We start from the raw sequence: 21,615 nt of genomic DNA, 5'->3' as shown, positions 1-21,615 counted from the left end.
GCTAGGCCTGTCGCAACCCCCTATATCTGGGCCCTTCTTGACCGTAACATCCCTCACGTGGCAACGCGGTGGCCCTTCGCCGGCCGGGTCGAGGAGACCGACCGGTTGCTGACGCTCATGAACGATCCCGCGACCTGCGGCGTGGCGATCGTCGGGGCGGCGGGCGTGGGCAAGAGCAGGCTGGCGATGGAGGTGGTGACCTCGCTGCGCTCGCGCGGCCGTACGGCGGTGCACGCCATCGCCTCGATGGCGGCGCGCGGGCTTCCCTTCGGGGCGCTGGCCCACCTGCTGCCCGCCGCGCTCCCCCAGGGCGCCAACCCGCTGAAGTGGATCTCCGACACGCTGGTGGGGACCGAGCGGCGGCCGTTGGTTCTGGTCGACGACGCCCACCTGCTGGATTCCGGGTCGGCGGCGGTCCTGCACCACCTGGCGCAGGACTCGGCCGCGCAGCTGCTGCTGACGCTGCGCGGCGGCGAGCCGGCGCCGGAGGCGGTGGTGACGCTGTGGAAGGACCTGGGGCTGGTCAGGATGGAGCTGGCGCCGCTGAGCCGGCACGAGGTGGCCCGCATCCTGGCGGGCGTGCTGGGCGATCCGGTGGACTCGCAGAGCGCGGCCAGGCTGCACCGGCTGACCGGCGGCAACGCGCTGTTCCTGCGGGAGCTGGTGGCGGGCGCGCTGGACGCGGGGGCGCTGGTGCGGGTGCAGGGGCTGTGGCGGCTGCAGTCGGCGCCGCCGGTCGCTCCCCCGCTGGCCGAGCTGGTGGCCGCCCGCATCGGCAGGCTGGAGGCGGCCGAGGAGGAGGCGATGGAGTACGTCGCGCTGGGCGAGCCGCTGGGCGCGCGGTTGCTGGCCGGCCTGGTGTCGGCGGCGGCGGTGGAGGCGCTGGAGGCCAAGGACCTCATCAGGGTGCTGGTGGACGGCAGGCGGACGCTGGTGCGCCTGGCCCACCCCCTGTACGGCGAGGCGGCCAGGGCGCGCAGCCCGCTGCTGCGTACCCGCCGCCGCTACCGCCGGCTGGCCGAGGCGCTGGAGGCCACCGGCGGTAGCGGCGGCAGCGGCGGCAGGCGGCGCGACGACGTGGTGCGGACGGCGATGTGGCGGCTGGAGAGCGGCACCGCGAAGGATCCGGCGCAGCTGCTGTCGGGCTGCGAGATCGCGTGGGCGGCGCACGACGCCTCCCTGGCCGCGCGGCTGGGCTGGGCGGCGCTGAACGCGGGCGGCGGCGCGGAGGCGGCGGCCACGCTGGCGGACGTGCTGTCGTTCTCGGAGCGGTTCGCCGATTCGGAGGCGGCGCTGACCTCGGTGTGGGACGAGCCGTGCGCTCCGCAGGTGCGGGCGCGGCTGGCGATGCGGCGTGCCTGGAACCTGAACGTCGGGCTGCGCAGGCCGGGCGAGGCGGACGAGGTGCTCGACGCCGCCGAGGCGACGCTGGAGCAGCCGTCGCTGCGGATGATGGTGCAGGCCATGCGGCTGAACCTGCGGATCCTGCGCGGCGAGGTGCACGAGTGCGCGGCGGCGGCCGACCTGATGCTGGCCGGGGGGCCGCACGAGGGGACGGGCGCGGTGGTGGGCAGGGCGATGGCACTGGGCATCACCACCTACGGCCTGGCGTACATGGGGCGGTGCGCGGCGGCCAGGCGGATGTCCGAGCGGGGCATGGCGGAGGAGGAGACGTGGCGTGACGTGGCTCCGTCCGAGGTGCTCACGATGGTGGCCGGCCGCTATCTGGCCGAGCTGTCCGCCGGCGACCTGGACGCGGCCGAGCAGGCGGTCGTCCACGGCGAGCAGCTGATGGGCGAGGACGGCACGGTGCGGCTGTTCCGGCGCCTGTTCCTGCAGTGGCACGGCGAGATCGCCAGGATGCGCGGCAGGGTGGCCGACGCGGCCACGATCGTCAGGGAGGCGGCCACGCCGGCGGGCGCGGGCCACTTCACCGCGCCGGCGGTGGCCGAGCTGGCGCACTGCACGGCGTTGCTCGGCGACCAGCGCACCGCCACGACGCTGCTGGAACGGGCCGAGAAGGACCGCGCGGACGTGGTGTACCTGCTGCAGACCTCCATCGACGCGGCGCAGCGCTGGGTGGCGGCGGCGGGCGGGCGGCTGACGCACGCGGTGGAGCTGGCGCTGTCGCACGCGGCCCGCGCCCGCGCCCAGGACCTGTACGGGATCGAGCTGGTCGCGCTGCACGACGCGGTGCGTTTCGGCGCGGCGGCGAAGGTGGCCGCGCGCCTGGGCGAGGTGGCCGCGCGGCACGATGGAAGGCTCGCGGCGATCTGCGCCGGCCACGCGGCGGCGGCCGCCGCGGGCGACGCGGAGGGCCTGGAGCGGGTGGCGGCCGGGTTCACCGAGCTCGGCATGGTGCTGCACGCGGGCGACGTCCACGCGCAGGCCGCGGCCGCCTTCCTGGCCAGGGGCCGGCCGCGCCAGGCCAGGGCCGCCGCGGCTAGGGCGGCGGCGTACGCGGGGGCGTGCCAGGGCGCGCGCACGCCGATGCTGGCGCGCCTGAGGGCCCGGCGCTGACGCCGCGCGAAACGGAGATCGCCCGCCTGGCGGCCTCCGGCGTGGCCAGCAAGGACATCGCGGCGATGCTGGTGGTGTCGATCAGGACGGTGGACAACCACCTGCAGTCGGTCTACGGCAAGCTCGGAGTGAACAGCAGGACGGATCTGGCGGCGCTACTCGGCCCGGACTCGCCGACGTGGCAGGGGGATTGATAGCAATGGACCATGTTGCCGCGTGAAGTGATCTCGACGGGCGCGCTGATCCTGCGTCCCCCCTCCCGTGAGGATCTGCCCGCGATCGTGCGGGCCTCGTCCGACGACGAGACGGCCCGTTTCCTCTACCGGTTGCCGATCCCGTACACGATGGACGACGCCGCGGGCTATCTGTCGATGGCGCAGCGGCGGTGGGCGGAGGGCGGCGCGGAGTTCACGATCGTCGACGCCGGCAGCGGGCAGTACCTGGGCGCGGTGGGGTTGCGGTCGCCCGACGAGCGCGGGGCGCTGTCGATCGGCTACCGGGTGGCGGAGTGGGCCAGGGGCAAGGGCGTGGCGACGGCGGCGACGCGCGCGGCCAGCGAATGGGCCTTCGACAAGGGGGCGCGGCGCATCGAGCTGCACGCCGAGGTGGAGAACATGCCCAGCCTGCGGGTCGCCTACGCGGCCGGGTACGTGCAGGAGGGCATCGCGAGAGAGCGGACCCGCACGCGTGACGGCAGGGCGGCCGACTTCGTGGCGTTCGCCAGGCTGGCGGCCGATTCGGGCGAGCCGGCCGAGCAGTACCTGCCGTTCCTCGACGGCGGGGAGCTGTCGGACGGGGTGGTGCGGCTGGCGCAGCTGGCGCCGCGTGACGTCGGCGACTTCCTGGCCATGGTGGGCGAGGAGAGCGTCTCCCGCTGGATGATCGGTCCCGTCCCGACGGCCGACGTCGTCGAGCGCCGCTGCCGCTACGCCGGCTACTGGTGGCTGTCGGGGCAGCGGGCCGAGCTCGCGATCCGTGACGCGGCCACCGACGCGTTCGCGGGCCACATCCAGCTCGTGCAGGTGACGCCGTCGCTCGGGCAGGCGATGGTGGGCTACTCGCTGCGGCCGTCGTTCCGGGGCCGCGGGTTCATGACGCGGGCGGTGCGGCTGCTGGTCGACTGGGCGTTCGCGAACACGGCGCTGCACCGGATCGTGGCCGGCACCGACGTCGCCAACGACGCCTCCCAGCGGGTGCTGCAGCGGGTCGGCTTCACCAGGGAGAGCCTGCAGCGGGAGCTGTTCCCCCGGCCGGACGGCACGCGCGGCGACGACGTGGAGTGGCTGCTGCTACGGCCGCGCCTCAGCTGAAAATATCTATTACCTGTTGTGGGGGTGGCCAAGGGCGGCTTCGACGGTAATACTCCGAGTCGCCGCCCGTTAACACTCCGCCGTTCTCGGCGAGCCTTGCATCAGGGGATGAGGCATGAGCAGCGACTGCGTGAAGGAGCTCATCGAGTCGTTCTCCCATGTGGAGCCGGACGCGCTGCTGGACCAGGTGGTGCGATGCGCGTCGGCGGTGGGCGGCACGCCGTACGCGGGGTTCGTGGACGTCGATCCGCTGCAGGAGCTCGCCTACCCGTCCCATGTCCTCCTCGCACCGGGCGACCCGCTGGGAGTGGCCGGCTGGCTGCTGGAGTCGGGGGTGCTGAAGGAACTGGCGAACGCCTCCGACCCGGTGCTGCTGCTGCAGGACTGGTCAGTACGCGGGCCCGGGTTCCTGGCGGTGCCGGTGCCGCTGGCCACGCGCGACCAGGCGTACCTGTGGGTGGCGGGCAGGCGGTTCACCGAACGCGAGGAGCACCTGCTCGGCCGCCTGGCGGCCGCCGCAGGCCGCGCGATCGAGGCCTCCCGCGGCCTGCAGGTGGCCGCCCGCATGCTGCGCTCCGTCCACGCCTTCACCGCCTGATCCTTCTGCCGCGTCCGTCCTCGGCGCCGCGTTCGGGCGCGCGTGGCCGGCGTCCGCTACGGCATGACCACCCGTCAGGCTGCGACCGCAGCCCGCAGGCAGCAGATCACCCGCACCGCGATAGCCGTACTGGCCCAGCGCGACGGCGAAGGTGGCGTCGGCGATCTCGACCGCGACCGTCCGCGCCGCCTCGGCGCTCAGGTGGCGGCGGCGCCCTCCTCCCGGCCGGTCTGCGTGAGGCGCCGAGGGGTGAGCCTGCGGCGCGGCCGGTCCGGTGAGGATGGCAGGGATCCGGGTCATTCGGCGGCGGTGTCGAGGGCGTCGCGCAGGAGGGTGGTCACCTGGGCGACGAGGGTCTCGGTGTCCAGCTTGGCCAGCAGGTCGAGGTCCACCGTGATCTCCGAGCCGACGCGCAGCCTGAGCGCCACCTGCCTGCCGCGCGTGCGCAGCCAGAACTCCACCGTTCTGGCCAGCGTCGTGGCCTGCCCCTGGGAGGCGACGTCCACGACGAGGTCGGGCGGTTCGCCGCCCATCCGCCCGGCGGCCGGGCGTCCGGGGCGCAGGCGGGTGCGCCCGCGCAGGCCGCCGGCGTCCCGGAGCCAGTCTTCCAGAGAGGCCAGCTCGTCGAAGGAGCCCTCGAACACGACACGGGTCACGCGGTCACCTCACGATCGGGGCGGTCCTGGCCCGGGTGAGGCGGACCAGGTCGGCCGGGTCGAGTTCGAGTTCGAGGCCGTGGCGGCCGCTGGAGACGTAGACGGAGGCCGCGGCGGCGGCGCTTTCCTCCAGTACCGACGGCAGGTACGGCAGGGCCAGCGGGCTGAGGATGTCGGCGGCGATGGTCTCGCCGATGCGCAGGACGTCGGCCAGTCGCGCCACCCTGGCGTCGGTGGCACCGAAGGCGCGGGCCAGCGCGCGCTCGTCGATGACGCCGGCGCTGGGGGCGATGGCGACGACGGCGTGCTCGCCGAGGTAGAGGATGACGGCTTTGAGCAGCCGCTCGGGTGGGATGCCGAGCTCGTCGGCGACCGCGGTCCTGGATTTCACTCTGGCCGGATCGTGGGGATAGGGATGGGCCCTGAAGTCCACCTGTGATTTACGAAGAATCCGCATCACTGGGGTGTCTCGCAGGACATTTCGGCTATTACGGGTTTTCGAGCTGCCGCGTCGTCGGCGAAAAGACTGGTAGGTGCGGGAGAAACGGTAAAGGTAGTCGACGAAGGCCTCGGCCAGCTCCACCGCCTCCTCCGCCTCCGGCCTGGCGAGCGGGTGCGCGCCGACGTGGGCGGCCTCGTTGCCGAGCTCGCGCAGTTCCTCTGCCCAGGCCAGCAGCCAGCCGTCGATCAGGCCGCCGTCGCGCAGCTCGCGAAGGGCGTGGAAGAGCGTGCGGCCCGTGACGCCGTGGTCGGCGCACACCGCCTCGAGCAGCCGTCGCACGTGCAGCACGGCCGAGGTGGGCGATCCCGAGCGCAGGCCGGCGCGCGCATGGGTGAGCTCCTGCCGTACGACGGGAGGCACCTCGGCACGGATCGGCGGCCCCGAGGGCGGCCACAGCACCTGCGCGGGGCGGGCGGGCAGGTCGTCGGGGTCGCGGTCGTCGACCTCGTCGCGATTCTCCAGCAGCAAAGCCTGCCCGCAACTCTGGCAGACGGCCAGCCAATAGGGCCGCAATGGCGTGGGTAGAAAAACCCTGTGTAATCCGTCGGCTTCGCGTGCGACAGTAGGTCGGGCACAACTCGGGCAATCGACATCGAATTTCGCACCCCATCGCGCCACAAAAGGACAATAAGGTATCGAGGGGGCCAACATGAAGCGCTGGCCGTTCGCGGGCCGCAGGCACGAACTCGACGACCTGGTCCGGCTCGCCCGCGACCCGACCGCGCAGGGCGTCGTCATCGCCGGTCCCGCCGGCGTCGGGAAGTCGCGCCTGGCCGGCGAGGTGCTGACGCGCTTCCACGCGGCCAAGGTGACCACCCTGCGGATCAGGGCGACCAAGGCGGCCAGCTCGATACCGAACGGCGCGCTGGCCGACCTCATCCCGCCCCAGCACCCCCCGCACCTGGTCAACACCGTGCGCTGGGCCGCCGACGAACTGCTCGCCCAGGCCAGGGGCAGGGTCGCGGTGCTGTCGGTCGACGACGCCCACCTGCTCGACAGCCACTCGGCCGAGGTGATCGCCTGCCTGGTCAGGGGTGGGCAGGCACGGCTGGTCGCCACGCTGCGCACGGGCGAGCCCGCCCCCGATCCGGTGACGCTGTTGTGGCGGGACGGCCACGTACGCCGCTACGACACCGGCCCGCTCAGCGACGACGACGTCACCGCCGTCCTGACGGCCGCGCTCGGCGGCCAGCCCGACGACGCCACCGTGCGCAGGCTGGCCGAGGTGACCGAGGGCAACGCGCTGTTCCTGTCGGAGGTGGTGGGGGCGGCCATCGCCGCCGGCTCGCTGTCGGAGATCCACGGGATGTGGAAGCTGACCGGCGCCCCGCCCCTTGCGCCCCGCCTGGTCGACCTGATCCACGAGCGGATCGGCGCGCTGTCGCCCGAGCTGAAGGACGTCCTGGAGTACACGGCGCTGGCCGAGCCGATCGGCGCCCGCACGCTCGGCGCCCTGACCGGCGAGCGCGCGGTGCTGGAGGCCGAGGAGCGCGGCCTGGTCAGGGTGCGCGTCGAAGGACGGCGGGAGATCGCCCGCCTCGGCCACCCCCTCTACGGCGAGGTCGCCCGTGAGCACCTGCCCGAGCTGCGCCGCCGCCGCAGGCACGCCGACCTGGCCGCGGCGCTGGAGGCGACCGGCCTGCGCCGCAGGGAGGACCCGCTGCGGGTGACGGTGTGGCGGCTGGCGGGCGGGCTGGGCGCGGCCCCTCGCCCGCTCCTGGACGCCTCCCGCCTGGCCTGGTCGGCGCACGACTACCCGCTGGCCATCCGGCTCGGCGAGGCCGCCCTCGACGCGGGCGGCGGCACCGCCGCGGCGATCCAGCTGGCCACGCTCCTCGACTACGCCCAGCAGCCGGACCGGGCCAGGTCCGTGCTCGACGCCACCCTCGAGCCCGGCGACGAGCCGTCGAAGGCCCGCCTGGTACTGGCCAGGGCGAGCAACCTGGCCTGGGGCATGGACCGGCTCGGCGACGCGCTCGACCTGCTCGCCGTCACCGAGAAGGAGCTGGCGGAGCCGTCGGGCCGCCGGCGGCTGGCCGTCCAGCGTCTCGGGCTGACCGCGTCGGCCGCCCGCACCGGCGACGCCCTGCGGCTCGGCACGGAACTGCTGGCCCAGGACCTCGAGCCGGCCCAGCGCGCCCAGGTGCTCAACTCCCGAGCCCTGGCCCTCTGCTACGCCGGGCGCACCGCCGAGGCGACCGCACTGGTCCGCGAGGCGCTCGGCGCGGCGGCGACCTGGCGCGACGAGCTGCCCGCCCTGGTCTCGCCGCTGCACTCAACCTGGTCCATGTGCGGATACTTCTCCGGCGACCTGGCCGTCATGGACGAGGCCATCGCCTCCATGCGGTCCGCCCTCGCCGGCCAGCGCGGCTGGTCGCGCGGCGAGGGGAGCCTCGCGCTGGCCAGGGGCAACGCCGCCACCCTGCGCGGCCAGCTGGGCACGGCGCTGCTCGTCCTGCACGCGCCCGCCAACCACGAGACGGCGCTCACCGTGGGCGGCTGCATGGCCGCCTACGCCGCCGCCCAGGCGCTGCGCGGCGAGGCGGACGCCGCCCGCGACACCCTCAGGGCGGCCGTGGAGCGCAATCGGGCCACCTGGACCGCGTTCATGCGCTGGGTGGCGCTCACCCGCGTGTGGATCGCCGCCGCAGCGGGCGAGAGCAGCCGCGCGGTCGAGCTGGCGCTGGCGGCAGCCGCCGACTGCAGGGAGAGCGGACTCGCCGCGTTCGAGGCGGTCGCCCTCCACGACGCGGTACGGCTCGGCGCGCCCGTCGCCGTCGCTGCCCGGCTGGCCGAGCTGGCCGCGGCCCACGACGGGCCCCGGGTGCGGCTGGCGGCCCGGCACGCCGCCGCGCTGGCGGAGTCGGACGCTGACGGACTGCTGGCGGTGGTGGAGGGGTTCGACGCGCTGGGGCTGCGCCTGCACGCGGCGGAGGCGGCCGCCCAGGCGGCGGGGCTGTTACGGCGCTCGCGCGGCGAGCGGGCGGCCCGGGCGGCGGCGACGGAGGCGTGGTCGCTGGCTGGAGCGTGCCAAGGGCCCGACACGCCCGCGTTACGGGAGCTGGCCGCGCCCGACCTGACCGAGCGGGAGTTGCAGGTGGCGCAACTGACGGCCGCGGGACGGTCGCACCGGCAGATCGCCATGGAGCTCGGGATCGCGATGCGCACGGCCATGAACCACAGGAACCAGGCGTACTGGAAGCTGGGCGTCAACTCGCCGACCGAGCTCGCCAAGGCCCTCAACCGCTTCCGCCGGCCGGCGGGCGGGACGGACGGCCCCCGACCGATCAGCCCCCCGCCGAACGGCAGACCCGGGCAGGCCACACCCGGGAACAGGAGGGCGGGACCGGCGGCGGAACCTGGCGGTGACGGCCGGTAGCAGGCCGCCCGGACGGCGCAGGAGAGCCTGGCAGGCCGCGCCCGGATCCGGGTGCCTCGGGCGCCTGCGCGTATCGTGCGGGGCTTCCCACGCTCTCGATGATCCGTCGTGGTCGGCCGGTCGGCCTGAGTAGGGCGCTACTCAGGTCACCGGACGGCGGGGCGACGTCACGGCGGGCGGGCGGAGTCGGCTGGAGCGGCGTGACGGACGGGCGGTGACCGGTGACCACGGTGGCCTCGGCCCGGCTTGCCGTACGGGAGGAACTGGAGGCCCGGCTTGCCGTACCGGAGGACGGGGGAACTGGACGCCCGGCTTGCCGTACGAGAAGCACGGGAGAACGGGAGGCCCGGCTTGCCGTACCGGAGGAACGGCAAGCCGGGGCGCGGGTCAGCCGCGGTGGGACTCGTAACGCATCGTGCGGGAGACGCCGATGCGGACGGTCGTTCCCGGCGCGATGGTGACGGGCTCGTTCGGCGGGATGTCGTAGAAGTTGGGGTCGCCGGGCGGCTGGATCTGGGTGCCGTTGACCGAACCGAGGTCGACCAGGTTGACGTCCCAGCCGTCGAGCGCGACCCGCAGGTGGCGGCGGGAGACCGACCCGTCGGGGCTGGTGACCTTGGCGGGCCTGGCGGTGCCGCCGGCGACCTCGGGCGCCCGCTCGGGGTCGCGGCCGAGCAGGTAGTCGCCGTCGAGCGGCAGCGAGGTGCCGTCGTCGAGCAGCAGCACGCCGAGCTGCGGCCGCGGCCCCTTGTACGGCACCAGCGTCCGCTGCACCAGCTCGATCCCGCAGATCACGCAATACGGCGAGCGCGGGTCGTTGAAGTGGTCGTTCTTGCAGTCGACGCCGAACACCATCGGCCGGCCGTCGGCCGCCTCCTCGCCCGGCTGCTCCTGCGGAGGACCGTAGGGGGGCTCGTGCTGCTCGGGCGGAGGGCCGTAGGGGGGCTCGTGCTGCTCGGGCGCGACGGGGCCGCCTGCGTGGGGCACGTCCTCGAAGGGCATCGGTCCCGGACCCTGCGGCGGCGGGCCCGGCGGCATGGGCGGGCCGGGCGGCGGCATCGGGCCGGGGCCCGGCATGGGCGGGCCGGGCGGGGCGGGCTCGGAGTACGGTTCGGCGGCCGGCGGCGGGCCGTAGGGGCCCTGCGGCCCCGAGGGCCCGCCCATCGGGTAGGGGGCCATCGGCTGGGATGGCGGCTGGGGCGCCGGCTGGGCCTGCACCGGCTCCTCCTGCCGCGGCTCCGGCCTGGGCGGCGGGGGCAGCAGGTCGGGCTCGAAGTGGAGGCCGGTCGCCGGCAGCTCGCTGGTCTCCAGCGGCTTGACCTTCGCCTTGGCCGGCGCCTCCTCGACGTCGCCCACCTCGCCGCGCAGACCGCCGCCGAGCACCACGCCGCTGTCGAGGCGGACGGCCGGGTGGGCGTCGCCGGCGCCCGGCAGGACCAGCTCGACCCGCTGCACTGGCCCCGGGATCAGCCGGTCGGTCCAGGTGAGGGAGTCACGCCCGGACAGCCTGGTCTCGCCGTCGTCTGTGCTGACCACGGCTGAGGCCGACCCGCTGACCAGCACGGCCATGCCACCACCCGCGGGCCCTGCCACCGCGCAGCTGACCGGGTCGCCCGACATGGTCCTGAACAACACCTGTGCGGCACGGCGGGCCAGCGCGAGACCGTCCGCCCCCGACGCCGCGCTCTCACGGAGTGCTTCGAGCAGCTCGCCGCTCGCTCCCTCCGCCGCGTCGCAGACGAGTAGCAGCCCACCCATGTGGGCGACCAGCCCGCTGCCCGGCAGTGGGCGCACCACCCCGAAGCCCTGCTCTGCCACCGAAATCTCCCTCCACGGAAAATCGCCGGTCAACCGCCAGCCATACGCATACCCAGACGAGGAGGAACAGTATCGGTCTGAGCTGCTCGCCTCGAATCCGCGATCGGTGATCGGGTTGTCTGAAACACTAGTCCTACCTGGCCGTTCAGACGAGTGGTCACACCCCGCTGAAGACCTTGTTGACGTCGGCGGTGGCCAGCACGCCGTAGACCTCGCCGCCGCGTTCGACCAGGAGGTACTCCCCCGCCGGGGCGTCGCGCATGGCGTCGATCAGCGACTCGCCCGACAGGTCGGCGGGCAGCACCATGGACGGCTCGATGGTGCGGGAGAGCGATCCGACGTTCACCCACGGCCTGCGGTGCTCGGGCGTGGCCTGGACGGCCGCCTCGTTGACGATGGCGGTCGGCTTGCCCTCGTGGTCGACGATCACCATGGCGCCGGCGCGGGCCTCCGTGGTCCTGCGCAGGGCCTCCGCCAGCGGGGTCTCGGCGGTCACCGGGATGGCGCGGCGGGCCAGGGCGCGGGCGTTGGCCTGCGGGAGCCGCGCGCGCACGCGGGCCACCCGCAGCGACTGGGTGGCGCCGAACCAGATGAAGCTGGCCAGCAGCACCGACCAGATGACGTAGGTGTCGAGCAGCGACTGGCCGCTCATCAGCGACATGGCGAACGCCGCGGCGACGATGGCGACGGCCAGCGCCCTGCCGACCCACGCGGCGGCCAGGGTGCCCGAAATGGCGCTGCGGGTCACCCTCCACACGCCCGCGCGCAGCATCCGGCCGCCGTCGAGCGGCAGCCCGGGCAGCAGGTTGAAGACGCCGACGATGAGGTTGGCCACCCACAGCTGCCAGGCCAGCGCGCCCGGCACGCCGCCCTGGGGGATGACGAACTCGTAGACGAGGTAGCCGCCGCCGGCCAGGCCGAGCGACAGCAGCGGCCCGGCGAAGGCGACCATGAACTCGCGGCCGGGTGTCTGGGGCTCCTTCTCGATCTCCGAGACGCCGCCGAGGAGGTAGAGGGTGATGCGGCGGACCGGCAGGCCGTACATCCTGGCCACGACGCAGTGGGCCAGCTCGTGCAGCAGCACCGACACGTACAGCAGCACGGCGAAGACGAAGGCCACGGCGTAGGCGGCCGGCTCGCTGACGCCGGGCATCATCCTGAGCATGACGCGGCCGAAGCTCCAGGTGATGAACGCCGCGACGATGAACCAGGTCCACGAGACGTAGACCGGGATGCCGAAGGGCCTGCCCATCCGGATGCCGGAGAACTCCTGGCGGGGACTCTCGGCGCTCACCTATCACTCCTTTGTCCAGTGGCTGCCTTGATGCTACTCGGCGCGCCCATACTGTCGGTGTCTTGACTTACAGTGCGGAGCATGACGTTGACCGAACCCGTGATCATCGGGGCCCTCTCCCCTTCGCGGGCGGGTGACTTCATGACCTGCCCCCTGCTGTACCGCTTCAGGGTGATCGACCAGCTTCCCGAGAAGCCCTCGGCGGCGGCGGTGCGCGGCACGGTGGTCCACGCGGTGCTGGAGCGGCTCTACGACCTCCCGGCGCCGCGGCGTTCGGTGGAGGCGGCGCTGGAGCTGCTGGAGCCGCAGTGGGCCAGGCTGCTCAGCGAGGACGCGGCCTATGCGGAGATGTTCGCCGACGAGGCCGAGCGGCTGGAGTGGCTGGGGCAGGCGCGCTCGATGCTGGAGCGCTACTTCACGCTGGAGGACCCGACGCGGCTGGAGCCGGCCGAGCGGGAGCTGTACGTGGAGGCGGTGCTCGACAGCGGCCTGATGCTGCGCGGCTACATCGACCGGCTCGACGTGGCGCCCGGCGGCGCGGTCAGGGTCGTCGACTACAAGACCGGCAACGCGCCGGGGCCCGACTTCGAGGCCAAGGCGCTGTTCCAGATGAAGTTCTACGCGCTGGTGCTGTGGCGGTTGCGCGGGGAGATCCCGCGGCTGCTGCAGCTGGTCTACCTGGGCGGCGCCGGCGAGGTGCTGCGCTACGCGCCCGACGCGGCCGACCTGCTGGCGACCGAGCGCAAGGTGCAGGCGTTGTGGGCGGCGATCGAGCGGGCGCTGGAGACGGGCGAGTGGCGGGCGCGGCCGTCCCGGCTGTGCGACTGGTGCGATCATCAGGCGCTGTGCCCCGAGTTCGGCGGCACTCCCCCGCCGGTGCCCGCCAGGCAGCCGGGTGACACGGTCAGAAGCAGCCGGCGGGCGGCGACCGACGAGCTCTGAAGTCCTCCCCAAGGAGGAGGATTCCCGCTTTCACCTGGTCTTACATTGAAGCGGTGCGCACCGACCGAGCCCTGTTCCGCGACTCGCTCCTCGCCGCGGCTCTGGCGGCGGCGTCGGTGGCGCTGTTCGTCGCCGGCGGCAACGGCGGCGTGGCCGAGGCGGTGCTGCTGGCTGTCGGCTACCTGCCCGTGGCGGTGCGCAGGCGCTGGCCGCTGGGGGCGTTGTGCGCCGCGCAGGTGCCGATCGTGGTGTTCGGCGCGCTCCACATGGATCCGGGGCTCGCCGGGCTGACCGGGCTGATCGTGCTCTACACGGTGGCCGCCCACCGGGGTCTGGCGGTCGCGCTGTCGGGGCTGGCCGTCTCGGCGGTCGGCTACGTCACGGCGCTGGCGCTGGCGCCGCCCACGATGACCTGGCCCGATCACGCGATGGCCGCGCTCATCGGGCTGGCGGTCTGGGGCACCGGCCGCAGCGTGCGGCTGCGGCGCGCCTACCTGGAGGAGCTGAAGGACCGCGCGGCCAGGCTGGAGCGGGCCAGGGACGCCGACACCAGGGCGGCGCGGGCGGAGGAGCGCTCGCGCATCGCCAGGGAGCTGCACGACGTGGTCGCCCACCACGTGAGCGTGATGACCGTGCAGGCCGCGGCCGCGAGGAAGGTGCTGACCGCCAGCCCTGAGCTGGCGGGCGAGGCGCTGTCGGCGATCGAGGAGACCGGCAGGCTCGCGATGAACGAGATGCGCAACATCGTCGGCGTGCTGCGCACCGACAGCCTGCCGGGCCCGCCGGAGCGGCGCCCTCAGCCGGGGCTGCGCGACCTGCCGGCGCTGGTGGAGCAGATGCGTGAGGCGGGCCTGCCGACCGAGCTGGAGGTCGAGGGCGGAGGTCCGGTTCCCGCGGGCGTCGACCTGGCCGTCTACCGGCTGGTCCAGGAGGGGCTGACCAACAGCCTGCGCCACGCCGGCCCCGGCGCCCATGCCAGGGTGTCGGTACGGCAGGCGCCGCGCGAGCTGAGCCTCGTCGTCGAGGACGACGGCAGGGGCCCGGGCGACTCTCCGCCAGGTGACAGGACCGGGCATGGATTGGTCGGGATTCGCGAGAGGGTGGCCCTCTATGGTGGAATCCTCAGGATCGGTCCGCGCACGGGGGGCGGTTTCGAGGTGCGGGCGACTTTCCCGCTGAAGGACGGATGATGACGATCAGAGTGCTGCTGGTGGACGACCAGCCACTGCTGCGCACGGGGTTCCGCCTGATCCTCGAGGCCGAGCCGGACATCGCGGTGGTCGGGCAGGCGGGCGACGGCAAGGACGCGCTCGAGCAGGCACGGGCGCTGCTGCCGGACGTGGTCCTGATGGACATCAGGATGCCGGGCGTCGACGGGATCGAGGCGACGCGGCGGATCGTGCGCGACGCGGCCGCGGGCGCGCACGTGCCGAAGGTGCTGGTGCTGACCACGTTCGACCTGGACGAGTACATCGTGGAGGCGCTGCGGTCCGGGGCGTCGGGCTTCCTGCTGAAGGACGTGCCGCCGGACGAGCTGGTGCAGGCGATCAGGGTGGTGGCGTCGGGCGACGCGATCGTGGCGCCGAGCGTCACCAGGCGGCTGCTCGACCGGTTCGCGGCGAAGCTGCCGTCGGCCTACCAGCAGGCGACCCCGGCGCGGCTCGACCGACTGACCGAGCGGGAGTTGGAGGTGCTCAGGCTGATCGCCAGGGGCATGTCCAACGCGGAGATCGCCGCCAAGCTGGTGGTGAGCGAGACGACGGTCAAGACGCACGTGGGCAACGTGCTGACGAAGCTGGGGCTGCGCGACCGCGTTCAGGCGGTCGTCCTGGCCTACGAGACCGGGCTGATCACGCCAGGCGCCCTGTCCTGACGGCGGTCCGCGCGCCGACCCTGGTCGTGACGGCGGTCCTCGCACCGGCCCTGCCCGGGTGAAGGGCCGGGAGCGTCCATGTGGGCGGGCCTGGGAGCGCGGGTATCGGGGCGGTGGCCTGTGGTGGCCTGGTGGTGGCCTGCTCGTGCTGCGTGTCGGCGGCCGGCCCCGCGCGCTGGAGGAGCGTCTCCCTGGAGGGACGCCCGCCCCGTGACCGGGGTGGGCGTGACCCGGCGTGCCGTACGGGGAGGAGACCACGCCGCCCCGCGGACACCGCATGCCGGGCCGGGAGGCGGCCACGCCGGCCCGCAGACGCCACGAGCAGGGCCGAAGGAGGACCTCGCCGCCCCGCAGACACCGCGAGCAGGGCCGGGAGGAGAGAGCACCGCCGCGCGGACACCGCATGCCGGGCCGGGAGGAGAGCGCGCCGCCGGGCAGACACCGTGCCGGGCCGGAGGGGGGTGACGGCCCAGGAGGCCGTGCCGGCCGGCAGGAGAGCGTGCCGGGCGGGGCGGTGGCGGAACGCGCGCCGGGGTCAGGCCTTGGCGGGTTCCGGGGTGGCGGCCGCGGGGGCGTTCTCCGGGAAGTGGCAGGCGACCTTGTGGCCGCTGGCCAGCTCGGTCAGGGGCGGCTCGACCTTCTTGCAGATCTCCTGCGCCTTCCAGCACCGGGTGTGGAAGCGGCACGCGGGCGGCGGGTTGATCGGGCTGGGGACGTCGCCCTGCAGGCGGATGCGCTCGCGTTCGGTGCCCGCCTTGGGGTCGGGGACCGGCACGGCCGACAGCAGCGCGTTGGTGTAGGGGTGCATCGGCGAGGTGTACAGCGACTTGCGGTCGGCGACCTCGACGATCTTGCCCAGGTACATCACCGCTACCCTGTCGCTGATGTGGCGCACCACCGACAGGTCGTGCGCGATCACCACGTAGGTGAGGTCGAGCTCGTTCTGCAGGTCCTCGAGGAGGTTGACGACCTGCGCCTGGATGGAGACGTCCAGGGCGGAGACGGGCTCGTCGGCGATGATGAGCTTCGGCTTCAGGGCGAGCGTGCGGGCGATGCCGATGCGCTGGCGCTGTCCGCCGGAGAACTCGTGCGGGTAGCGGTTGTAGTGCTCGGGGTTGAGGCCGACCAGTTCCAGGATGTCCTGGACCGCCTTCTTGATGCCCTGCTCGGTCTGGATCCCCTGGATGCGGAACGGCGCGCCGACGATGGCGCCGACCGTGTGGCGGGGGTTGAGCGAGGAGTAGGGGTCCTGGAAGATCATCTGCATGTCGCGGCGGAGCGGGCGCAGCCGGCTCTGCGGCATGTGGGTGATGTCCTGGCCCTCGAAGGTGATCGTGCCGCCGGTGGGCTCGATGAGCCTGGTCACCAGCCGTCCCGTGGTGGACTTGCCGCAGCCGGACTCGCCCACCAGGCCGAGGGTCTCGCCCTTGCGGACCTCGAAGTCGATCCCGTCGACCGCCTTGACCGCGCCGACCTGTCGCTTCAGCAGCCCCTTGTGGATGGGGAAGTGCATGCGCAGGTCCTGCACGGACAGCAGCGTCTCGCTCATGTGGTCTCCAGCATCGGCTTGATCTCGCTCTCCCACAGCTGCTTGCGCTCCTCCGGCGCCATGTGGCACCGGACGAGGTGGCCGGGGCCCGACTTCAGCAGCTCGGGCACCTCGGTCTGCGAGCGGCCCTCGGTGCGGGCGGCGTGCGGGCAGCGCGGGTGGAAGGCGCAGCCCGGGGGGACGTTGATCAGGGAGGGGGGCGATCCCTTGATCGGCATGAGCCGCTCGGTGCGCTCCCTGTCGAGGCGGGGCATCGAGCCGAGCAGGCCCCAGGTGTAGGGGTGTTCGGGGTGGTAGAACACCGTTTCGGCGCTGCCGTATTCGACGCACTTGCCGCCGTACATCACCAGGATGTCGTCCGACAGCTCGGCCACGACGCCGAGGTCGTGGGTGATGATGATCAGCGCGGAGTTGAACTCGCGCTGCAGGTCGCGCATCAGGTCGAGGATCTGCGCCTGCACGGTGACGTCGAGCGCGGTGGTGGGCTCGTCGGCGATGAGCAGCTCGGGGTCGCACGACAGCGCCATGGCGATCATGGCGCGCTGGCGCATGCCGCCGGAGAACTGGTGGGGGTAGTCGTCGACGCGCCTGTCGGGCGTGGGGATGCCGACCCGGCCGAGCATGTCGATCGCGTGCTTGCGGGCGACCTTCTTGCTGACGTCGTTGTGGATCCGGTAGGCCTCGACGATCTGGTCGCCGACCGTGTAGTAGGGGTGCATGGCCGACAGCGGATCCTGGAAGATCATCGCCATCTTCTTGCCGCGCAGGCCGCGCACGTGATCGGCGGAGGCGCCGACGAGTTCCTCACCGTCGAGCCAGATCTCGCCGGAGAGCTTGGCCTTGCCGCCCTTGTGCAGGCCCAGGATGCCGAGGCTGGTCACGCTCTTGCCCGAGCCCGACTCGCCGACGATGCCGAGCGTCTTGCCGCGCTCGAGGGCGAAGGTCAGCCCGTCGACGGACCTGACCAGGCCGTCGTCGGTCGGGAAGTGGATGCGCAGGTCCTTGACGTCGAGGAACGCGGTCACGAAAGCCTCACTCTCGGGTCGACCACAGCGTAGAGGAGGTCCACGACCAGGTTGGCCACCACGACGAACAGTGCGGCCAGCAGCGTGACGCCCATGACCGCGGGCAGGTCGTTGTTCTTGATGGCGTCGACGGAGAACTTGCCGAGGCCGTTCAGCGAGAAGGTCGTCTCGGTCAGGACGGCGCCGCCGAGCAGCAGGCCGAAGTCCAGGCCGAACACGGTGACGATGGGGGTCAGCGCGGCGCGCAGGCCGTGCTTGACCACGACGCGGCGCTCGAGCAGGCCCTTGGCGCGCGCGGTGCGGATGTAGTCCTCGCCCATCGTCTCCAGCATGCCCGCTCGGGTGAGCCTGGCGTAGGTGGCGGCGAACAGCAGGGCCAGGGTGATCCACGGCAGCAGCAGGTTGTAGGCCCACTGCAGCGGATCGATGGTGACGTCCACCCACGCGCCGCCGGGGGCGGTCCAGCCGAGGCCGTAGCTGAAGACGGACAGGGAGATCATGCCGGTGAAGAAGATCGGCAGCGACACGCCGGCCAGCGCGATGCCCATGGCCGCGCGGTCGAAGAAGCTGCCGCGCCGCAGCGCCGACAGCACACCGGTCGCCACGCCGCCGAGCAGCCACAGCACCGCGGCGCCGATGCCGAGCGACAGCGTCACACGCGAGCGGTCCATCAGGCTCGGCCAGACGGGCTGCTGGTTGATGAAGGAGTAGCCGAAGCAGGGCGCGGGGCAGTGCTCGACGCCCGCTCCCGTGTTGTACTCGGTTCCCAGCACGATCCCCTTGAGGAAGCGCCCGTACTGCACGATCACGGGATCGTAGAACCCGAGCCGCTCGGCGACCAGCTTGATGGTGTCCATGCTGGCCCCACGGCCGACGTACCGGGCGGCGAACGCCTCCGGTGTTGCGCCGGCCAGGCGCGGCACCAAGAAGAAGATCCCGAAGGTGACGATGCTCACGATGAGCAGCATCGCCAAAGCGCCGATCACGCGCCTGATGATGTATGTGACCACAGTGCCCGGCTCCGGTCCCCGGCCGGTTGTGCCGGCCGGGGACCTGCTGCCTTCACCCGCCTATCTAGGTGTGGTTCGTCTTACTGCTGGACGCCGAGACCGACGTAGTCGTACATCTGCTGGGAGTCGCTGATGAAGACGTTGGTCAGCCCCTTGCCGCGCATGTACAGGGCCTTGCCGTACACGCTCGGCATGACGACGGCCTGGTCGATGACCATGTGGTCGACCTGCGACCACAGCTCGGCGCGCTTGGCGGCGTCCGGCTCGGCCTTGATCTGGTCGATGATCTTGTCGATCTCGGGGAACTTGACGCTCAGGTTGTAGTTACCTGCCTCGCGGATGTCCCGGCTGTCCATGATGGCCTGCATGAAGCCGTAGGTGTCGGGGTAGTCCGAGCCCCAGCCGTTGATGGCCAGGCCGATCTTGTTCTCCTTGACGTAGGACGGCTTGCCGGCGTAGAGCGCGAAGTAGTCGTCCTGCGGGTACGGCTTGAGCGTGAGCTTGATGCCGACGCGGGCGAGCGACTGCTGCAGCGACTCGGCCGCGGCCTTCTCCTTGGTCCGCTCGGTGCGGTAGGAGATGTTGGTCTCGAAGCCGTTGGGCTGGCCGCACTTGGCGAGCGCCGCCTTGGCCTTCTCCACGTCACCCTTGTCGTCGGGCGACTTGTAGAGGTCGATCTCCTTGTGGCCGGCCAGGCTCGGCGGGATCATCGCGCTGGCCGTGATGCCGCCGGTCTCACCGCCGTAGGCGCGGAAGAGGCTGCTGCGGTCGGCGGCGAAGGCGATGGCCCTGCGGCACTCGACGTTGTCGAGCGGGGGGACGTCGGGAATGATCGAGGTGTACCAGGTGCGCTGCTGCACCGGGTTGTCGGTGCGGGCCTTGAGCGCCGGGTCGGGCAGGACCTTCGGCAGCGCGGCGTTGCCGATGCCGAGACCGTCGACGGCGATCTGGACGTCACCGGAGATCAGCCGGTTGTCGAGGTCGTCGGCGTTGACGCCGGTCTGCACCTCGATGCGGTCGGGCAGGGCCGGCCGGTTCGGGTCGGTGGCCGGGTCCCAGTTCTCGTTGCGGACCATCGTGAAGCCCTTGCCGATCTCGTTCTTCTCGAACTTGTAGGGCCCCGTCGAGATGATGTGTTCCTGGTACTTGGTGCCGGTGTCCTTGTCCTTGGGGACGGGCATGGTCATCGGCATCTGCACGATGTAGTCGAACAGACCGAACGGCTCCTTCAGGTGGAACACGATCGTCTGGTCGTCGGGCGTCTCGACGGCCGAGGAGATGTCGGCGTCCTTCGACTTGTAGGCGCCCTTGTAGCCCTTCGGCCAGTCGAGCAGCGCGTTGAGGTAGGACGGCCCGTTCGGGTGGACCTCCTTGTCGAACTGGCGCGCCACCGCGTACGCGACGTCCTTGGAGGTGACCGGGGTGCCGTCCTCGAACTTGATGCCCGAGCGCAGCTTGTAGGTCCAGGTCTTGGCGTCGTCGCTGGACTTGCCCAGGCTCTCGGCCAGGTCGGGCACGAGGGTGTTGCCGTCGGGGCCGGGCGCGGCCTTGAACATCAGCAGCGCGCGGCCGTACAGGCGGGCGAAGTTCAGGGCGTAGCCGTAGTAGGTGTTGCCGGGGTCGAGGCTGTCCCAGTCGGCCGTGTTGGCCATCTTGAGAGTGCCGCCCTTCTTGTCAGAAGGGTTGTAGATCTTGCCCACCGCGGCGTCTGCCACTTCCGCGGCGCCCGAGGCGCCGGAGCTCGCGGGGGCGCTCTGACCCTGGCCGGGGGTCTGGGTCGGCGTGCCCGCACAGGCCGCCAGTGCCATGGCGAGAGTGAGCCCGGCCGTGGCTGTCGTCAGCGCTTTTCTTCTCATCAAGGTGTCGCACCCCTTTGGGTTGGAAGCAGGGTTAAAGGGAGTCCGGGAGGGGTCAGCGGCTGCCACGCGGGTCGAGCGCGTCCCGCAGGCCGTCGCCGAACAGGTTGAACGCAAGCACGGTGATGAAGATCGCCAATCCGGGGAAGATCATGAAGTGCGGGATCGTGTAGAACCTGGCCGCGTCGGAGAGCATGCCGCCCCACGTGGGAGTCGGCGGTCGCACACCCACGCCGAGGAACGACAGCGCCGCCTCGAACAGGATGTTCGACGGGATCAGCAGCGTCGCGTAGATCAGGATCGGCGCGACCAGGTTGGGCAGCAGCTCGCGGAAGATGATGTACGGCCCGCGGGCGCCCAGGCTCCTGGCGGCGTCGACGAACTCGCGCTCGCGGAGTGACAGCGTCTGGCCCCGGATGATGCGACCGAGGTAGGGCCAGTTGAAGAAGCCGATGATGAAGATCAGCAGCGTGACGCGGAGGGTGTCGCCGGACAGCCCGAACGCCTGGTCCGGCACCACACCGGCCAGCGCGAGCGCGAACACCAGCAGCGGGAAGGCGAGGAAGACGTCCATCGCCCTGCCGATGAAGCTGTCGATCCAGCCGCCGCAGTAGCCGGCGATGACGCCCAGCGCCGTGCCGATGACCACCGACACGAGGGTGGCGAGGAAGGCGATCAGCAGCGAGATGCGCGCGCCGTAGACGACCCTGCTGAAGATGTCGCGGCCGTTGACCGGCTCGACCCCGAACAGGAACTCGGAGCTGATCCCGCCGTAGGCCCCCTTCGGCGCGAGCGTGCCGCTGTCGACGAGATCCTCGTGGTACTGCAGCGGGTCATGCCCCAGCGCTCCCACGATCAGCGGCGCGAAGACGGCCACCAGCATGAGAAAGATGATCACGCTGGCGCCTGCCATCGCGACCTTGTCCCGCTTGAGCCGCCGCCAGGCGATCTGGCCGAGCGAACGGCCCTCGATGGCCTTGCCGCTGGTTGCTGCCACCACCGCTTCGGGAGCCGCCGAGCTGGCTGACTCCGGCACGTCGAGCGGTGCGGTCATGCGCCCTCCTCTGTCCTGACCTTCCAGGGGGCTGGCACGACCGGGGTTGTGCGCATACTGCTCGTGCCCCCTGGGTGAGACGGCGTCGTCCGTCACGGGCACCGGCCCGGTCTGGACTCACGCCCGTGCTTGCCAGGACCGTCCGTCACGGTCCCAGGAGGCAGAATGTATGGCCTGAGCTGCGCTGACTAGCCCCCAAGAGGTCGATGTGGCTCAACTGTGATTCCGG

17 protein-coding genes are annotated in these 21,615 nt (G+C 72.3%); 8 read left to right on the top strand and 9 right to left on the bottom strand.

The annotated features are described in order from the left end of the window. Positions 1–57: 57 nt before the first annotated feature. The 4 genes from ACWENQ_RS34395 (at position 58) to ACWENQ_RS34380 (ending at position 4,428) form a co-directional block, all read left to right on the top strand. Positions 58–2,520 (top strand): hypothetical protein, encoded by a 2,463-nt coding sequence (locus ACWENQ_RS34395; protein WP_452417939.1) that lies wholly within the window; start codon positions 58–60, stop codon positions 2,518–2,520. A gap of 41 nt (positions 2,521–2,561) precedes the next feature. After that, a complete protein-coding gene (locus ACWENQ_RS34390) occupies positions 2,562–2,714 on the top strand; it encodes a helix-turn-helix domain-containing protein (protein WP_452417937.1) in 153 nt (50 codons plus the stop codon). Between the two features lie 12 nt (positions 2,715–2,726). Further along, the gene (locus ACWENQ_RS34385) at positions 2,727–3,830 is read left to right on the top strand and encodes a GNAT family N-acetyltransferase (RefSeq protein ID WP_452417935.1); all 1,104 of its coding nucleotides are present in this window, start codon (positions 2,727–2,729) and stop codon (positions 3,828–3,830) included. 115 nt (positions 3,831–3,945) lie between these two features. Continuing rightward, positions 3,946–4,428, top strand: a complete 483-nt coding sequence (locus ACWENQ_RS34380) for a hypothetical protein (RefSeq protein ID WP_449925424.1) — start codon at positions 3,946–3,948, stop codon at positions 4,426–4,428. 296 nt (positions 4,429–4,724) lie between these two features. Here ACWENQ_RS34380 and ACWENQ_RS34375 read toward each other — a convergent pair whose 3' ends face one another. Both ACWENQ_RS34375 and ACWENQ_RS34370 read right to left on the bottom strand, forming a co-directional pair. Then, a complete protein-coding gene (locus ACWENQ_RS34375; protein WP_354906993.1) occupies positions 4,725–5,084 on the bottom strand; it encodes an effector-associated constant component EACC1 in 360 nt (119 codons plus the stop codon). Between the two features lie 4 nt (positions 5,085–5,088). After that, a complete protein-coding gene (locus ACWENQ_RS34370; protein ID WP_449925428.1) occupies positions 5,089–6,054 on the bottom strand; it encodes a DUF4145 domain-containing protein in 966 nt (321 codons plus the stop codon). 181 nt (positions 6,055–6,235) lie between these two features. Between ACWENQ_RS34370 and ACWENQ_RS34365 the strand changes: the two genes are divergently transcribed. Continuing rightward, positions 6,236–8,965, top strand: coding sequence for a LuxR C-terminal-related transcriptional regulator (locus tag ACWENQ_RS34365; protein ID WP_452417934.1), 2,730 nt, complete (start codon positions 6,236–6,238; stop codon positions 8,963–8,965). A gap of 387 nt (positions 8,966–9,352) precedes the next feature. On the opposite strand, the gene ACWENQ_RS34360 is transcribed toward ACWENQ_RS34365, so the two are convergent. Together ACWENQ_RS34360 and ACWENQ_RS34355 are read right to left on the bottom strand one after the other, a co-directional pair. Then, complete coding sequence (locus ACWENQ_RS34360) at positions 9,353–10,783, bottom strand: FHA domain-containing protein (RefSeq protein WP_452417932.1); 1,431 nt, start codon at positions 10,781–10,783, stop codon at positions 9,353–9,355. Between the two features lie 157 nt (positions 10,784–10,940). After that, positions 10,941–12,077 carry a site-2 protease family protein gene (locus ACWENQ_RS34355; protein WP_354906997.1) on the bottom strand — a complete coding sequence of 379 codons (1,137 nt, stop codon included), beginning with the start codon at positions 12,075–12,077 and terminating at the stop codon, positions 10,941–10,943. Positions 12,078–12,158: 81 nt separating this feature from the next. Between ACWENQ_RS34355 and ACWENQ_RS34350 the strand changes: the two genes are divergently transcribed. Genes ACWENQ_RS34350 through ACWENQ_RS34340 form a run of 3 tightly spaced genes read left to right on the top strand, consistent with a single transcriptional unit; the run spans position 12,159 to position 14,892 of the window. Continuing rightward, complete coding sequence (locus ACWENQ_RS34350) at positions 12,159–13,019, top strand: RecB family exonuclease (RefSeq protein WP_452417931.1); 861 nt, start codon at positions 12,159–12,161, stop codon at positions 13,017–13,019. A 53-nt stretch (positions 13,020–13,072) separates the two neighbouring features. After that, complete coding sequence (locus ACWENQ_RS34345; RefSeq protein WP_449925437.1) at positions 13,073–14,209, top strand: histidine kinase; 1,137 nt, start codon at positions 13,073–13,075, stop codon at positions 14,207–14,209. Then, positions 14,209–14,892: a response regulator transcription factor gene (locus tag ACWENQ_RS34340; protein ID WP_354907172.1), complete on the top strand. Its 684-nt coding sequence runs from the start codon at positions 14,209–14,211 to the stop codon at positions 14,890–14,892. Before ACWENQ_RS34345 ends, ACWENQ_RS34340 begins: the two co-directional genes overlap by 1 nt. 535 nt (positions 14,893–15,427) lie before the next feature. Here ACWENQ_RS34340 and ACWENQ_RS34335 read toward each other — a convergent pair. The 5 genes from ACWENQ_RS34335 to ACWENQ_RS34315 all read right to left on the bottom strand — a co-directional run bounded on the left by ACWENQ_RS34335 (position 15,428) and on the right by ACWENQ_RS34315 (position 21,386). Continuing rightward, positions 15,428–16,441: an ABC transporter ATP-binding protein gene (locus ACWENQ_RS34335; RefSeq protein ID WP_449925439.1), complete on the bottom strand. Its 1,014-nt coding sequence runs from the start codon at positions 16,439–16,441 to the stop codon at positions 15,428–15,430. Next, entirely contained in the window at positions 16,438–17,466 is a 1,029-nt protein-coding gene (locus ACWENQ_RS34330) for an ABC transporter ATP-binding protein (protein WP_449925442.1), read from the bottom strand. The genes ACWENQ_RS34335 and ACWENQ_RS34330 overlap by 4 nt, the downstream gene beginning before the upstream one ends. Next, on the bottom strand, positions 17,463–18,476 hold the full coding sequence (locus ACWENQ_RS34325; protein WP_354907002.1) for an ABC transporter permease: 1,014 nt from the start codon (positions 18,474–18,476) through the stop codon (positions 17,463–17,465). The genes ACWENQ_RS34330 and ACWENQ_RS34325 overlap by 4 nt, the downstream gene beginning before the upstream one ends. An 80-nt stretch (positions 18,477–18,556) precedes the next feature. Then, positions 18,557–20,332, bottom strand: coding sequence for an ABC transporter substrate-binding protein (locus ACWENQ_RS34320; RefSeq protein WP_449925445.1), 1,776 nt, complete (start codon positions 20,330–20,332; stop codon positions 18,557–18,559). Positions 20,333–20,387: 55 nt separating this feature from the next. After that, positions 20,388–21,386, bottom strand: coding sequence for an ABC transporter permease (locus ACWENQ_RS34315; protein ID WP_354907004.1), 999 nt, complete (start codon positions 21,384–21,386; stop codon positions 20,388–20,390). Between the last annotated feature and the right edge of the window lie 229 nt (positions 21,387–21,615).

This window comes from Nonomuraea sp. NPDC004354 (genome assembly GCF_053602555.1).
Note: the sequence above shows the minus strand (reverse complement) of the source record. Positions and strands in the feature narration are given on the sequence as shown.

Excerpts from the sequence above, each read along its gene's own strand:
- ACWENQ_RS34340 (WP_354907172.1), top strand. The coding sequence starts at position 14,209 with ATGACGATCAGAGTGCTGCTGGTGGACGACCAGCCACTGCTGCGCACG.
- ACWENQ_RS34385 (WP_452417935.1), top strand. The coding sequence starts at position 2,727 with ATGTTGCCGCGTGAAGTGATCTCGACGGGCGCGCTGATCCTGCGTCCC.
- ACWENQ_RS34380 (WP_449925424.1), top strand. The coding sequence starts at position 3,946 with ATGAGCAGCGACTGCGTGAAGGAGCTCATCGAGTCGTTCTCCCATGTG.
- ACWENQ_RS34315 (WP_354907004.1), bottom strand. The coding sequence starts at position 21,386 with ATGACCGCACCGCTCGACGTGCCGGAGTCAGCCAGCTCGGCGGCTCCC.
- ACWENQ_RS34365 (WP_452417934.1), top strand. The coding sequence starts at position 6,236 with ATGAAGCGCTGGCCGTTCGCGGGCCGCAGGCACGAACTCGACGACCTG.
- ACWENQ_RS34335 (WP_449925439.1), bottom strand. The coding sequence starts at position 16,441 with ATGAGCGAGACGCTGCTGTCCGTGCAGGACCTGCGCATGCACTTCCCC.
- ACWENQ_RS34350 (WP_452417931.1), top strand. The coding sequence starts at position 12,159 with ATGACGTTGACCGAACCCGTGATCATCGGGGCCCTCTCCCCTTCGCGG.
- ACWENQ_RS34320 (WP_449925445.1), bottom strand. The coding sequence starts at position 20,332 with ATGAGAAGAAAAGCGCTGACGACAGCCACGGCCGGGCTCACTCTCGCC.